This is a genomic window from Mycoavidus sp. SF9855 (genome assembly GCF_024582735.1).
In the GTDB taxonomy this organism is placed as follows: domain Bacteria; phylum Pseudomonadota; class Gammaproteobacteria; order Burkholderiales; family Burkholderiaceae; genus Mycoavidus.
Genome location: NZ_CP102085.1, coordinates 1,770,273 through 1,784,606 on the forward strand (window position 1 = coordinate 1,770,273; position 14,334 = coordinate 1,784,606).

A 14,334-nucleotide genomic window follows, 5' to 3' on the forward strand; every position below is an offset into this window, starting at 1 on the left:
AATAAGCCAGCCACAGCGTGAAAAGAACTCTGCACACCGACAGCATCGGCCCGCGGGCTAAAAAAGACGGGAAAAGGGAAACGGATAATGGCTACCCGAGACGCTGGGTTTTATTTTTCTGACCCGTTCGTGATTTGCATGAAGCGTTGGCGTGCGAAGCTTTTATATCGTGCTTGACCAACGCAACACGGTCCATTGTAAAAGTGAGTCGCGCGACTGTCAATTTTCTGACGGCGAGGTCCAGGGCGATTGCGCTAGTGTGCTACAGCAACACAAATCATAAGTGAGAATCAGACGACATGAGGAGTGTGTAAGCTTTATAAAAGATGAAGAGCGGGTCTTGCAAATCTATTTAGAAAAGTATTAGGAATTTCATAGCAGTTCGCTTCCGGCAGCCATGAGTCTCGCCTGGCAAACGGCTGCCAGTGGCAATTATTTGGTGACAGGTTGTAGGGATGAGCCCGTTCTCCAATGGGAGGCGAAAAAAAAGACGGGGAATATAAAGCGGCTCTGTGCTGGAGTTCAACGCATGACGTTCCGATAGTACCCGAGTCATATGCAAAAACCTTGCTTTTTTATCGTCTTTCGCATACAAAAGGGGAGTTGGTGCTTTTGACAGCGAATTAGATAGACCGCTTCCCTCTTCGGGGAGAGGGCCATTCATTATCTGGTCATCGATAGATTGATTCAGGCTGAGATTTCCTACAGTTTTTTTCAAAAGCGCCCTAATCTGTACTAATCGCACCGTTGGCGACTCAATTTCGCTATTTTTCAACATGCCAACTTCTCTTGATACAGTCGATATTTCTAATTTAGCTGACACATTCAAGCAATCTTTGCCAGATAGCTTTCTATCACTTGGCCCTGATTTTTATACAAAGGTGCCAGCGACGCCTGTTCCTAATCCTTATCTCGTTGGCTTTTCAGCAGATGCAGCAGCACTATTGGGCTTCGAAGCACGCATTGCGCATGACCCCGCTTTTGTTGCCTGGTTCGCCGGCAACACTCTGTCTGAGACATCTAAAAAAATGCCTTTCGCAACTGTGTATGCAGGCCATCAATTCGGTATCTGGGCAGGCCAACTTGGCGATGGTCGTGCGCTGAACCTTGGTGAAATTGAGCATGGTCAAAGCCATTATGAAGTTCAATTAAAAGGAACGGGACCTACGCCCTATTCCAGAATGGGCGATGGGCGTGCAGTGCTGCGCTCTTCTATCCGTGAATTTTTATGTTCCGAGGCAATGCACTATCTTGGTGTGCCTACTACACGTGCACTGTGTGTCATCGGTTCAGATTTAGCCGTGCGTCGTGAATGCGTTGAAACAGCCGCTATTACCACCCGCATTGCCCCAAGCTTTGTGCGCTTTGGCCATTTTGAGCATTTTTATGCACGTAACCGCCCTGATCTGATTGCACTGCTCGCCAAACATATCATTACGCGTCATTATCCTGAGTGCGACAACACCGATACGCCCTATCTCGCCTTGCTTAAAGCAGTCACGCGGCGCACCGCAGATCTGATTGCGCACTGGCAGGCAATTGGCTTTTGCCATGGCGTGATGAACACCGATAATATGTCGATACTGGGTTTAACCATTGATTATGGCCCTTATGGTTTTATCGATGGCTTCAACTTTGACCATATCTGTAATCATTCAGATACAACAGGGCGCTATGCTTATCAAAAGCAGCCAGAAATCGCCTATTGGAACCTATTTTGCCTAGCGCAAGCGTTGCTACCCATCATCAGCATAGAAATTCAGAGTGCCAGCGGCAAGCAAGATGCTCTCGAGGAAATAAGAGCTGTTCTTGGCGAGTTCAAGCCTCGCTTCATGCAGTCATTGCAAGCAAGGATGTGCGCCAAATTAGGCTTAGCGCGCCAGCATGATGGCGACGCTGGATTAATCGATCAGCTGCTTAAAATAATGCATGAGAACCGCGCAGATTTTACGTTGACCTTTCGCCGGCTTGCCCAAATTTGTCAACACGATACACGCGGTGATGCAAGCGTAAGCTCTCTTTTTACTACTGATTGCGCAGCTTTTCATGCTTGGTTACAAACCTACCGTGCGCGCCTAGCATATGAAGGCCGCGATGATAGCCAACGTGCTAGCGCGATGAACTGCGTGAACCCTCAATATATTTTGCGTAATCATTTAGTCGAGCAGGCAATCGAGCTTGCTCAAGAAAAAGACTTCTCTGAAGTTGAGCGATTATTGAATGTGCTGCGTCGCCCCTTCAATGCCTTGCCAGAGTATGAGGCGTATGCACAGCTGCCTCCTGCTTGGGCAAGCTCGCTCCAAGTGAGCTGTTCGTCCTAAAGCGTCAAGAAGAGCAAAGTCTGAAAGTTACCCACAATTTGCACTAGCTGCCCCTTGTCAAACCTGGGCATTATTTGCAACAAAAACCCCGCCAACCCTTTTAAATACTTGTATTTTTTGTTAAGGCTTGATGACGTTTGCACTATAACTGGCGGAGAGAGGGGGATTCGAACCCACGGCATAGAGGAATACGGGGGATTTTAGGGGTTTAATGTCTTGATTTTACGGGGCTTCACACCCTTATAGTTCCCTGGTTTCCCCTCATTTGTCCCAAACTATAGCGCTTGATCATGCTCACTGATAACAGCGGTTTCTGGTCGTACTGTGCATACGTAGCTTGGAGCGTGCGGAGTTTGTAAATGATTTGCTTAGATGCTTTTAGCTGCGCAACAGCAAAAAACAAGCTAAATCCATCTTTTCGGTTCAAGCTAAAAAAGCCCTTTGAAGTACCACTGCAGGTTGAATAGCATTCAAACTTCTCAGGGAACTCATGAAGGGCTTTTTAATTTTCCTCGCGTATTGCGGGCATATAGCTGTGTATGGCTTGGCTTGCTGTTACCCCATCAAAAAAATAATTAACTAAATTTTGTTATAAGTTCATGCAATAATCTTTTCGCCTTTAATAGCTCCTCTTTATATTTAATTCTTCTTTTTAATTCTATTTGCTCTTGTTTAAGTGCCGCATTACTATTGCAAAGTGATATATTAATAGCATTTAACTCCCTATTTTTTATAGCAAGCCCCGCTTTTCTTTTGAAAAGCTCTGCATTATTTTCAATAATGCCACCTTCTTTTCTAGTAAAGATTATTTTATTTCTATCAATTTCTTCCGCGCTCTCTTTAAGAAGATTTATTATTTCATTCAGTTTGTATATAACCAACAACCTATTTTCCTCGGTTTCCGCAGTTGCCAACAACAAATCATTTGCTTCCAATTTTAATTCAAATATATCGCTTGAAATTTTATTTATAATATCTTGCCCGCCATCCATATCCAAACCATACTTAACTATAATCATTAGACTTCTTTCCAGTAGTATGATTCTACTCATGAGCCCCCCAATAGGTTGGGGAAATGATCTTTCTACATCAAGCGCAATTTCTTCTAAATGGTCTTTCCCACCGTTCGCAGCTCCCCAAGAATCCATATTAACTTTTTCTAAATCGCTTATAATTTCTTTTATGGATTTTATAGCCCTTTTATTCGTTTCTTGTTTGAGGGAATGTTCTATGGTGGTGATGTTGTTATCATGATTATCTCCACCGCACCCAATGAAAGTGGAAATAAATAATAACATTAAAACAGAAATTGGTCGCATCGCTATTTTAAAAGAAAATAATAAATATTTTTAGGCAAAGCCTCTTGGAATACTTCTGCCATCAGCACTACTGCTATCAATACGAACATAATCTGATTCATTACCATTATTTTCTATAGCGCCCCGAAATCCAGCCTCTAAAGAATTGAGACGATCTCTTAGCTCTTGATTTTCACGCCTAAGTTCTTCCATTTCCTCCATGCCTTGGATAAGCTCTTCATTATTTTGGACAAGTTCGGTGTTATATTGAATAAGCTCTGAGTTATCTCCCATAAGCTCAGCATTTTGCATCATAAGCTCTGTATTATCTTGCGCCTCCGTTATGCCGCGTCGAAGCTCGATAACTACCTTGTGCATCTCACCTAAACACCTTAAATCATCTTCTTTAGTTACTGGCGTTTCTGCTATTGTTTCATTTATATCTCTTTCTAATTCCAAAGCGTCTTCTGCCATTTTGTCTAGTTTTTCTTTCTTAGCCTGTATATCTGTGATGGACACTACCGACGATTCTTGATCAACGACATCTATCAAGCGCCCCATTAGTAACAAGGCTCTACTTGCGAAACCTCCTACGGGCCTTATTAACAGCCTCTCCAAATCACGGGCAATCTCACCTAAGGGTCTTATCGTTGCTTTCTCTAAGCTACGCGCAACCTCGCCCAGAGGTCTTATTGTCAATTTCTCTAATTCACGCGCGATCTCGCCTAAGGGTCTTATCGTCACCTTCTCTACGCCACGTGCAACTTCTCCCAAGGGCCTTATCGTCACTTTCTCAACGCCACGTGCAACTTCTCCTAGAGGTCTTATCGTCGCTTTCTCTACTTCACGAAGAACGCTTTCCACTGCACCCATCATTGTCTCCTTAAACTAAAAGACTAGAAAAACAAATCCAAAATTTGAGTTCTTAACGAATGGCTATTAGCTAATTACCATTAATTATTTATAACGCTGAAAAATAAGATATAAACAACATAAGATAATTACTTTCCTTTCCAAGATGGTCATAAATTTATGCTAGGTGATAGGGCTAGCAAAATCAAGGAATTTGAGCCTAGACAAGTCGGCCTTCGGCCTCATGAAATAAGTCCAAGCAAGAGAATAGCGGCAGTAATCGTGAGAGCTCCCCCTAGGCGAGTTGCTATCTGTGCAAATGGCATCAACTCTAGACGGCGGGCCGAAGTTAGTATCGCCACATCGCCAATACCGCCCATCTCACTGTGATAGGCATTAATAATCGCGCTCTCGATCGGATATAAACCGATCCATTTGACCGGGTGACCGGAGGCAGTTACCCGCCTCCGGTTCCCACAGAACGTAGAGTGCGGATTTCCCGCACTACGCTCTTCAGCAGTTGATTCACAGCACCGCGATAGCTTGCAGCGCCCGATAGGGAAGATGCAGCTTTGGTCGAGGATTTTTAATAAGGTAAAAACCCGTCTAAACGGTTAGCGGTATCTACAGCAGGTAATTAATGTGTTAAACAGCCGTGCACTAGGAGCGATTAATCGCCAAGCCAAACACACTCGAATAATCGGAAAGCATGTATGGCGGGTTCCTGGATATGACAAGCCTTAGACGGACTGGCAAGGCCTCCGACTTAACTACTGGATACCCTGCCTGAAGCGCCTGAGCATCTGCTATCGACGCCCTTACAATATGCGGCATTCTTACGCCACGCTGATGCTTATGGCTGGAATGACTCCTGCTTTTTGCGCTCGACAGCTTGGACACAGTATTGAAATGTTTTTGCACACCTACGCAAAGTGGCTAGACGGCGCACAAAACAACTTAGAAATGGCGCGGTTTGAGTCGAGCCTTGGAGAGAATTTGTCCCAGGAAAAGCAGCTTAGGCTTCTACGCTACTGAAATATAAGGGAATTTTTGGCGGAGAGAGGGGGATTCGAACCCCCGATAGGCTATTAACCTATACACGCTTTCCAGGCGGGCGACTTAAACCACTCATCCATCTCTCCGGAAGCCGAGCATTATAGCAAAGATAAAGGCCAAAAAGCCGCTACAGATTTGTCCGCGATGATATTTATCTATGATCGCCCCCCGCAAAATTCAATTGGCAATTATCAGAGGTACAATAACGTTTCTATTCGTTTCTTGCTCATTCTTACCCATGTCTGCTAAAGACCACTCGCATAAGCTTCCCCAGAAGCCATCGCTAAAACCCTTGCCCGCGCTGATTTTTTTCAGTCGCTGGTTACAGCTCCCGTTGTATCTTGGGCTGATTGTGGCGCAAGGCGTTTACGTGTATCTATTTTTGATTGAGGTCTGGCACCTGGTTAGCCATACGCGCACTCTTAACGAGACCGCCGTTATGCTTGCCGTACTCAGCTTGATCGATGTCGTCATGATCTCAAATTTATTAATTATGGTGATCATTGGCGGCTACGAGACTTTTGTGTCTAAGCTCGGGCTTGAAAACCATCCAGATGAACCGGAATGGCTCGATCACGTTAATGCGGGTGTCTTAAAGGTGAAACTATCGATGGCGTTGATTAGCATTTCGTCAATTCATCTGCTTAAAACTTTCATTGATGCAGGCCAGCGCGACACACATATTGTTATGGCCCAAATCCTCATCCATCTTTCCTTCTTACTTTCAGCCGGGGTGATGGCTTGGGTAGATAGAACCATGTCACGCCCTCATTCGGATGTATCTCCATCAAACGGCAGCCACCTACTTAAATAACGGAGCCTCACTATGCAAGGTGATAAAAAAGTTCTCGACTATCTGAATTCTCAGCTCAAAAATGAATTAACCGCAATCAATCAGTATTTTTTGCATGCCAGAATGTACAAACATTGGGGTTTAGATAAGCTGGGGCAGCATGAATATCAAGAGTCGATTGGCGAAATGAAACATGCCGATCTACTCATCGAGCGTATTTTCATGCTTGATGGACTGCCTAATTTGCAGGATTTGCACAAATTATTAATCGGCGAGGACACGCAAGAAATTTTACAGTGCGATTTGAAACTTGAATACATCTCTCAGACAACGTGTAAAGAGGCGATTGTTTACTGCGAATCCGTACGGGATTTTGCGTCGCGTGAGATTTTTGTGACGATCCTGAATGATACCGAGGAACATATCGACTGGCTCGAAACTCAGCTTGAGCTGATCGGTAAGCTTGGTCTGCCAAACTATCTGCAAATTAGCATCAGCCCAGTTGCGGGTTAACTCGTCAATTGCAGCGCGCATGGCAAGCGCGCTGCAATTAGCTTCTTTGCTTTTTGCCCAAAGAAGGCACTCTAACTTATGATGGAATCAGTCTCTAGCCGTGCCTACGCACCCATTGGGGTATTTGATTCAGGGGTCGGCGGCTTGTCGGTGTTACGCGCAATTCATGCGGCACTACCAACAGAATCTCTGATTTATTGTGCCGACTCCTATCATGCCCCTTATGGTGGGCGTGATAGCGCATTCATTGTAGAGCGCACACTTGCCATCAGTGCTTGGCTCATTCAACAAGGGGTCAAGGCACTCGTCGTCGCCTGTAATACGGCAACGGCACAGGCCAACCACCTACTGCACCAGCAGTTCAGTATGCCAATCATCGGGGTCGAACCCGGCATTAAACCTGCCGCACAATATTCGAACTCACGCGTAGCCGGCGTGCTCGCGACGGCGAGTACCTTGCGCAGCGAAAAATTCCAGCGCTTAATCACGGCCTATGCGGCTGATTGCCGTTTTATCTGCCAGGCGGGCTCCGGACTGGTTGAGGCGATTGAGCGTGGCGATACGGATTCAGCTGAAGTGATGGCTCTACTTAAAGCCTATCTCATGCCCATGCTCGCCGCTGGCGCCGATACGTTGGTGCTTGGCTCAACCCATTTCCCCTTTCTTGAGAAAGCTATCCGGCAGATTGCTGGCGACCAGCTTAGATTGATCGAAACAGGTGACGCGATTGCCCGGCAACTCGCTCGGCGGCTAGCGGCACAGCAGTTGTGCGCACCGCCTGATACACCAGCAACGCTGCGTTTGTGTTCGACTGCGAATGGCGCCCATTTACAGACTCTCGCCAGCCAATTCCTAAAAACTGACCAAATGGCCGAACACGTTATCATTCCTTCGGACTCACTCAATGCTGCAAAGATAGGGTGCTGAACCGCCCTGCCCCCACTCTTGGGCTATAGAGAGCGGAGGCTAAGCCCTATGCGTTGCTCTTTTTTAACGCTATAAAAATCGGATTTCAATTTAGCTAAAAATCGAGCATTTGCATTTGGCCGTGACAGCCACTTGCAAATTATTAAAACCTGAATGATAATGATTACTATTACGGATACCTATTGTATCCATACCCATCGGATTCTATTGGGGCGATATCATGATCATCTGCGTGTGCAAGTCCGTTTCAGACCGCTCAATCCACTCCGCCATTCATGCGGGCGCGAATTCCCTAGAAGCATTGCAGTTTGAGTGCGGGGTGGCATTATGTTGCGGTAAATGCGAAAATGCTGTCTTTGATATTTTGTCCACCCACAATAGTGCAGGCGATACGGCTATACCGATCAGTTTTCATGAACGTGCAGCAGCATAAATTGAGAACATTATGGAACTGTGGATTGGCATGGCAACCGCGCTCTGTATCTCTTGGCTGATTTTCCATAAATGATACGCTCTGAAAGCGTGAACAGATAATCACTCGTGCAGGATTTGCTTGGTCAATTTGCGTCTCACTGCCGCCCTCTTCTGTGTTGTACTCGCCCTCCATATGGGGATATTTCTCCTCTTCCTAAACACAGCTAGCCCGCCACCCTCTCAATTAGTGTTAGCGAGCACAATGGTAGTCGAATTACTCAGCCCCACGCCTATGCCAGTCATGCGGCCTGCCAAAGCCACTGCAGCAACACGCGCAACCGCCAAACCAGCGCAACCACCTGTCGCGCCTAGTGCCAGCCCCCCGGTTGCTGAAACACGCTCGCCAGCCGCTTTGACTACGCGCACAACCGACCAAGGCGCGCCCCAAAGCATCTCTCAGCCTAACTGCTTGATTAACCCGCCAGCGTATCCCCCTCTATCTAGGCAACGCGAAGAAACCGGCACTGTATTAATTAGCATTATTATTGATACTCGTGGCAAAATTGAAAATGCCGTCATCAAGCAAAGCAGCCGCTTTAAACGTCTTGACCAGGCTGCCCGTGAGGCGGCCCTAGGTAGTTTATGCCGCCCCTGGCTCGAAAACGGCCAGCCGATACGTACAACGAGCGATATCCCCTTTATCTTTAAGCTAGAGGGGTAGTCTCTCAATATCTTGCTTGTCCCAAGTTGGGCAAGCATCCAATCCTAAAAGGAATCCGATGGAACACTATGGTTTAGCCCACATATGGAATCAGGGCGATCTGGTCACACAAGCGCTCATCTTAACGCTGGTTCTCATGTCCGCACTTTCGTGGACTGTGATCATTGCCAAAATCTGGCAACTCATTTGTTTGCGGCAGCTGGCAAAAAATGCGGAGCAGACATTCTGGCATGCAGATAATATTGAGCACGGCATCAAAAAACTAGGTAAACGAGCCGGCAATCCATTTCTTGCGCTAGTGTTAGCAGGCCAAGAGGCTGCCAGCCATCATCAACAAAACCAGCCCTCTCTCCACCATCGTATGGATATTAGCGATTGGATCACGCGCTGCTTAAAAAACACTCTAGACGAAAGCCTGATACGCATGCAAAGCGGTCTTGCGCTGCTAGCGTCAATTGGTTCAACTGCGCCTTTTGTTGGCCTGTTTGGCACAGTATGGGGGATTTATCATGCGTTATTGGCCATTAGCGAGAACGGGCAGGCCTCAATCAATCAGGTTGCGGGACCCGTCGGTGAAGCGTTGATCATGACCGCCTTCGGCCTTTTTGTCGCTATTCCAGCAACGCTTGCTTACAATGCATTCACGCGCAGCAATAAAAGGATTGTGAGTAAACTCAATCGTTTCTGCCATGGCCTACATGCTTATTTTGTCACTGGCGCGCGTCTACGCTCAAATAGGCGCAGCGAGTTAAAAGCCGCTACTGCTAAAAGCGTGTCTTAGCCCTCTCATTTGCCAACATAAAATACTTTTTTAGCAAAGCTTTGCAAGCTTAAACACAATAGACAAGAATGGCCGACAATCCTTTTATCAACGATAACGAAGATACACTGATGAGCGAAATTAACATGACGCCATTGGTTGACGTGATGCTTGTCTTATTGATTATTTTTCTGGTCACGCTACCGGTGATGCATCATGCTATCAAGCTCGATTTGCCACATGCCAGCAGCCAAACAACAGAGATTAAGCCCACGCAGATTAAATTAACATTACAAGCGGATGGCACCATGCTTTTGGATCAACAAGCCGTCGATTACGCTACGCTACGGACACACTTTTTAACCGCCGCAAAAGTCGAGCCGCAGCCAGAAGTTCATTTGTATGCGGATCGTGCCGTACGCTATGAACATATTGCTCATGTTATGTCAGCCGCGCAGTCAAGTGGTTTGGCAAAAATTGGCTTTATTATGCAACCGGAAGTGAGTCACTGATTATATGTTAGTTCTAGCCCACATCTCTCCCTTGGGCTGGGCGCACATTCATCTCGGACGCCTTCGATTCGCGTTCCTCGTCGACAGCGACCGCAGCAGGACCACCAGCACTGGGCTCCAAGTCAAGGCCATGCGACCACCCAGGCACATTGATGTAGTAGCGCACTGCTTTGCCGACGCCGTGGCTCCACAGTTGCCCACCCGCGACCATCTCCGAAAGGTCGCGTGTCGCCGTGGCCTTTGAGACGCCGGTCATCTTCATGTACTTGTCGACGTTCAAGCCGCCCAAGAAGCCACCGTCCCCGTCATCGAGCAGGCGCTGCAGCAGCTTGCGCTGCCGCTCATGAAGTCCGCCGCCCTCGTGCTTCTCCCAAAAATGCCTCTTCTGGATTGCCTGGTCAATAGTGTGGCTCGCGACATGACAGGCGGCCGTACATTGGCGCGCAAACCACTGCACCCACGCCGTGACATCGGTGTCACCACGCTGAGCTTGGTTAAGGGCATCGTAGTACGCCGAGCGCGAGGTTAGTAGCTGGCGCGAAAGGCTATAGAGGCGCACCGGTTGTCGCAAATGCTGCGCCATGGCCAGGTCAGCGATGGCCCTCCCAATGCGGCCGTTACCGTCCTCAAACGGGTGGATGCTCTCGAACCACAGGTGCGCGATGGCGGCACGGGCGAAGCCTTCGATCCTCTCGCTGCCCGCCGTCACCGCCCAGGCCTGCGAAGGTGATGTCTCAGCAAACCACGTGAGGAAGCGCTGCATTTGCGCCGGCACGTCCTTGGATGGCGGCGCCTCGTAATGCACCACTTCACGGCCGAGCAGGCCGCTCACGATCTGCATCGGGTCGTCATGATCGCGATAGCGACCGACGACGATGCGCTGAATGCCGGACGTGCCACCAGGAAATAGTGCCGATTGCCACCGGCACAAGCGATCCTCATCGAGAGGCATGTCAAACTCTGTCGTGGCATCGCTAATAACCTCAACAAGGCCGTCAACATGGCGGTTGGAGGGTCCCGACGTTGAGAGCCCGAGTCGCCGCATCACGGATGACCGGACCACATCGAGCGACAAACGCTCTCCTTCTATGGCAGCGGTGGCCAGCACCTCATCCGATAGCGCATCCAGTGCAACTTGACTGGTACGTCCAAGGCCGAGGACCGTAGCCTTGCCTTCGACCACACCGTGCATCCGGTAGGTCTCTGCCAAGTCAGATGCGGTCATCTGCGCGTCGTAGGCGAGATCGGGCCATTCAGCCCGACGCCAGATCCAGGTGGATTTCGTGTTCATGAGCCGCAATCTACCATATTCGGCTCATATTGTGAGCCGTATCTCCATGGGCTCGGCCTTCAGCCCCCAGTTTGGATCACTCTCTGAAAGTGTTGCAAAAGTGCTTTGAGAAAAAAGCCGCGCAGACTTATAGCCTGTAAGATAGTATCGTTTCACCTGATAAGCCCGACTTAATTAAAAAAGGACATGCATGTTAAACCTTATTCCAAGCTCCGCTATGGCACTCTATCCCACAGTGCAAAAATCTCCAAAGGCATCATTTTTGTCGCTGCCCGTCGAAGTTCGAGAGGAAGTAGAAAATTATATGCAAGCCTGGGACCGGCGAAATCTCTTTGAAGCATTGACTACAGTGACGCACAATGGCGAGCGGGTGGATTCACCCGCTTTGAAGTTACACTTGCTACAGCAAAGGATTGCACCGAAATATCATCCCAGTTTGGCGAGTTCGGAGGAGAGTTTGCGCACCTTTGCGTTGCATCAATTGCAAAAGCTATGGGAGGCCGGGCGCCTCGCTCAAGTGGTAGAAAAGCCAGCACTTTTTGGGCTATTAAGTCTTGTTGGTGAGCGTGCGATATTTGGCTATTTAAAGGAAAAAATCGAACAAGAGCCGGAGTTAAAGGAAACGCTACTGAACTGGGTTAAACGCTCAAAAACAGAAGAAGTACAGCCGATGGCGGCCAATGCGCTGACTCTATTGGTAAAAAGTGGTGTGCAGTTTAATAGAGCGGATTTAAAGGGAATCCGGGTCGCTGGAGCGGATCTCAGTTTTGGTTTTTTTGATTCAGCGCAGTTGCAAGGGGCGGATTTACGCCAGGCCAAACTTCGTAATAGTTGGCTGCGCGAGGCGAATTTAAGCGGCGCGCAGATGGACGAGGTGCAGTTTGGAGAATGGCCATATCTTCAAGAAGATAGTGACGTGTGGTCCGGTGTATATTCATTGAATGGAGGACTATACGCTGTAGGTCGTCAGAATGGCACGATCGGAGTGTATGAGACGTCAAACTGGGAAAAAATTCGGACCCTAAGCGGCCATCGCGATGGGGTTTCTAGTGTAGCGTATTCGCCGCAAGGAGATCAGCTTGCCTCGGGCAGTTGGGACGCTACTGTACGACTGTGGGATGTGAAAACGGGAACAGCATTGCGCACCTTAAGCGGCCATACGAGAGAGGTTTATAGTGTGACATACTCGCCGCAAGGAGATCAGCTGGCTTCGGGCAGCAGGGATAGGACCGTGCGCTTATGGGAGGTCAAAACGGGGATTTGTCTGCGCGCTTTAAGCGGCCATAAAGATGTTGTTTATAGCGTCGTGTATTCGCCGCAGGGAGATCAGCTGGCCTCGGGCAGTGGGGACAAGACAGTGCGGCTATGGGAAGCCCAAACGGGCGTGCTGTTGCACACCTTAAACGGTCATACGAGTAGGATTCAGAGTGTGGCATATGCGCCGCAAGGAGATCAGCTGGCCTCAGGTGGTTGGGACAATACAGTGCGACTGTGGGAGGTCAAAACAGGTACCTTACTGCACACCTTAAATGGCCATACGAATTATATTTGGAGCGTTGTGTATTCGCCGCAAGGGGATCAACTCGCCTCGGCCAGTATCGACTCTACCGTTCGTTTGTGGGAAGTCAAAACGGGCGCTCCTCTTCATACCTTAAATGGCCATACAGGTGGGGTCTGGAGTGTAGCGTATTCGCCGCAGGGAGGACAGCTTGCTTCGGGGGGGGAGAGCGACAAAACGGTGCGACTATGGGAGATTAGCACGGGGGCGTTAGGCCTCCATTTAAGCAACCATACAGATAGTGTCTGGAGCGTTGTGTATGGGCCACAAGGAGATCAGCTTGCCTCTGGCAGTGGGGACAAGACAGTGCGGCTATGGGAGGCTAAAACGGGCTCCCCCCTCTTGACCTTAAGCGGCCATACAAAAATGGTTTTTAGTGTTGCATATTCACCGCAAGGGGATCAGCTTGCCTCGAGCAGTCTTGACGCTACAGTGCGCTTGTGGGAGGTCAAAACAGGTGCGTTGCTGCACACCTTAAACGGCCATGAAAACTCTGTTTTTAGCGTTGCGTATTCACCGCAAGGGGACCAACTCGCCTCGGGCGGTTGGGATCATACAGTGCGACTGTGGGAGACCAAAACGGGTGCGTTGTTGCACACCTTAAACGGCCATGAAAACTCTGTTTATAGCGTTGCGTATTCGCCAAAAGGAGATCAGCTGGCCTCGGGTGGTTTGGACAATACGGTGTGGCTGTGGGATATACCAAGCGGAGCACAAAGACTGAAGTTAGAAGGCCATACCAATATAGTTAAAAGCGTTACGTATGCGCCGCAAGGAAATCAGCTGGCCTCTGGGAGTTATGACAAGACCGTGCGGCTTTGGGATGTAAAAACGGGGGCTTGGCTACGCACCTTAAGCGGCCATATGGGTGAGGTTTTGAGCGTTGTGTATTCGCCGCAAGGAGATCAACTCGCCTCAGGTGGTAGTGACACGACCGTGCGGCTGTGGGACGTGGCAACGGGTGAATGCCAGAGGGTAATTCAAGATTGTGGGCAAGTCACGAGTATCGCGTGGAAAGAGAGTTCGGGCCAGCAATACTTGGGAATAGGTAGCATGGACAAGTCAATTCGTCAGTGGGAAGTGAGCAAAGAAAGAGAGAAATATAAGCCGGATTTTTGCTGGAGCACGACGCATGAATTTTTGACAGTGAGAGGGATGTTAATGGAAGGAGTGGAGGGACTAAGCAAGGTCAATCAGAAGCTGCTAAAGCAAAGAGGAGCGGTAAGTAGCTAACCACCGCCTTGCTCTTACTGGCGTCGCCGCGCCAGTATAATTTGTTCAATTTTACTTGATTTATTTTGATTACATGCCGGCTCAC

The 14,334-nt window shown here is 48.6% G+C and carries 14 protein-coding genes and 1 tRNA gene; 9 read left to right on the forward strand and 6 right to left on the reverse strand.

Going from position 1 to position 14,334, the window contains the following annotated elements:
• Positions 1 to 352: 352 nt before the first annotated feature.
• Positions 353 to 778 (reverse strand): hypothetical protein, encoded by a 426-nt coding sequence (locus NQD60_RS06920; protein WP_257100210.1) that lies wholly within the window; start codon positions 776 to 778, stop codon positions 353 to 355.
• On the opposite strand from NQD60_RS06920, the gene NQD60_RS06925 reads away from it, so the two are divergent.
• Positions 777 to 2,321 carry a YdiU family protein gene (locus NQD60_RS06925; RefSeq protein WP_257100211.1) on the forward strand — a complete coding sequence of 515 codons (1,545 nt, stop codon included), beginning with the start codon at positions 777 to 779 and terminating at the stop codon, positions 2,319 to 2,321. The two genes, NQD60_RS06920 and NQD60_RS06925, sit on opposite strands and share 2 nt — an antisense overlap.
• A 575-nt stretch (positions 2,322 to 2,896) precedes the next feature.
• Here NQD60_RS06925 and NQD60_RS06930 read toward each other — a convergent pair.
• From NQD60_RS06930 to NQD60_RS06945, 4 genes are all read right to left on the reverse strand, one after another.
• Positions 2,897 to 3,640 (reverse strand): hypothetical protein, encoded by a 744-nt coding sequence (locus NQD60_RS06930; RefSeq protein WP_257100212.1) that lies wholly within the window; start codon positions 3,638 to 3,640, stop codon positions 2,897 to 2,899.
• Between the two features lie 30 nt (positions 3,641 to 3,670).
• Positions 3,671 to 4,495: a hypothetical protein gene (locus NQD60_RS06935; protein WP_257100213.1), complete on the reverse strand. Its 825-nt coding sequence runs from the start codon at positions 4,493 to 4,495 to the stop codon at positions 3,671 to 3,673.
• Between the two features lie 218 nt (positions 4,496 to 4,713).
• On the reverse strand, positions 4,714 to 4,851 hold the full coding sequence (locus NQD60_RS06940; RefSeq protein ID WP_306438069.1) for a 2-hydroxycarboxylate transporter family protein: 138 nt from the start codon (positions 4,849 to 4,851) through the stop codon (positions 4,714 to 4,716).
• Positions 4,852 to 5,522: 671 nt separating this feature from the next.
• A tRNA-Ser gene (locus NQD60_RS06945) sits at positions 5,523 to 5,613 on the reverse strand.
• Positions 5,614 to 5,765: 152 nt separating this feature from the next.
• On the opposite strand from NQD60_RS06945, the gene NQD60_RS06950 reads away from it, so the two are divergent.
• From NQD60_RS06950 to NQD60_RS06980, 7 genes are all read left to right on the forward strand, one after another.
• The gene (locus NQD60_RS06950; RefSeq protein ID WP_257100214.1) at positions 5,766 to 6,341 is read left to right on the forward strand and encodes a TIGR00645 family protein; all 576 of its coding nucleotides are present in this window, start codon (positions 5,766 to 5,768) and stop codon (positions 6,339 to 6,341) included.
• Between the two features lie 12 nt (positions 6,342 to 6,353).
• A complete protein-coding gene (bfr, locus tag NQD60_RS06955; RefSeq protein ID WP_257100215.1) occupies positions 6,354 to 6,833 on the forward strand; it encodes a bacterioferritin in 480 nt (159 codons plus the stop codon).
• A 78-nt stretch (positions 6,834 to 6,911) separates the two neighbouring features.
• A complete protein-coding gene (gene murI, locus NQD60_RS06960; RefSeq protein WP_257100216.1) occupies positions 6,912 to 7,760 on the forward strand; it encodes a glutamate racemase in 849 nt (282 codons plus the stop codon).
• Positions 7,761 to 7,980: 220 nt separating this feature from the next.
• Complete coding sequence (locus tag NQD60_RS06965) at positions 7,981 to 8,193, forward strand: bacterioferritin-associated ferredoxin (RefSeq protein WP_257100217.1); 213 nt, start codon at positions 7,981 to 7,983, stop codon at positions 8,191 to 8,193.
• Positions 8,194 to 8,421: 228 nt separating this feature from the next.
• Positions 8,422 to 8,895: an energy transducer TonB gene (locus NQD60_RS06970; RefSeq protein WP_257100218.1), complete on the forward strand. Its 474-nt coding sequence runs from the start codon at positions 8,422 to 8,424 to the stop codon at positions 8,893 to 8,895.
• Positions 8,896 to 8,953: 58 nt separating this feature from the next.
• Positions 8,954 to 9,676, forward strand: coding sequence for a MotA/TolQ/ExbB proton channel family protein (locus tag NQD60_RS06975; RefSeq protein WP_257100219.1), 723 nt, complete (start codon positions 8,954 to 8,956; stop codon positions 9,674 to 9,676).
• Between the two features lie 68 nt (positions 9,677 to 9,744).
• Entirely contained in the window at positions 9,745 to 10,167 is a 423-nt protein-coding gene (locus NQD60_RS06980; protein WP_257100220.1) for a biopolymer transporter ExbD, read from the forward strand.
• 13 nt (positions 10,168 to 10,180) lie between these two features.
• Here the strand turns inward: NQD60_RS06980 and NQD60_RS06985 are convergent, their stop codons facing one another.
• Positions 10,181 to 11,458: a Fic family protein gene (locus NQD60_RS06985; RefSeq protein ID WP_257100221.1), complete on the reverse strand. Its 1,278-nt coding sequence runs from the start codon at positions 11,456 to 11,458 to the stop codon at positions 10,181 to 10,183.
• Positions 11,459 to 11,648: 190 nt separating this feature from the next.
• On the opposite strand from NQD60_RS06985, the gene NQD60_RS06990 reads away from it, so the two are divergent.
• Positions 11,649 to 14,249: a pentapeptide repeat-containing protein gene (locus NQD60_RS06990; protein ID WP_257100222.1), complete on the forward strand. Its 2,601-nt coding sequence runs from the start codon at positions 11,649 to 11,651 to the stop codon at positions 14,247 to 14,249.
• Positions 14,250 to 14,334: the final 85 nt, after the last annotated feature.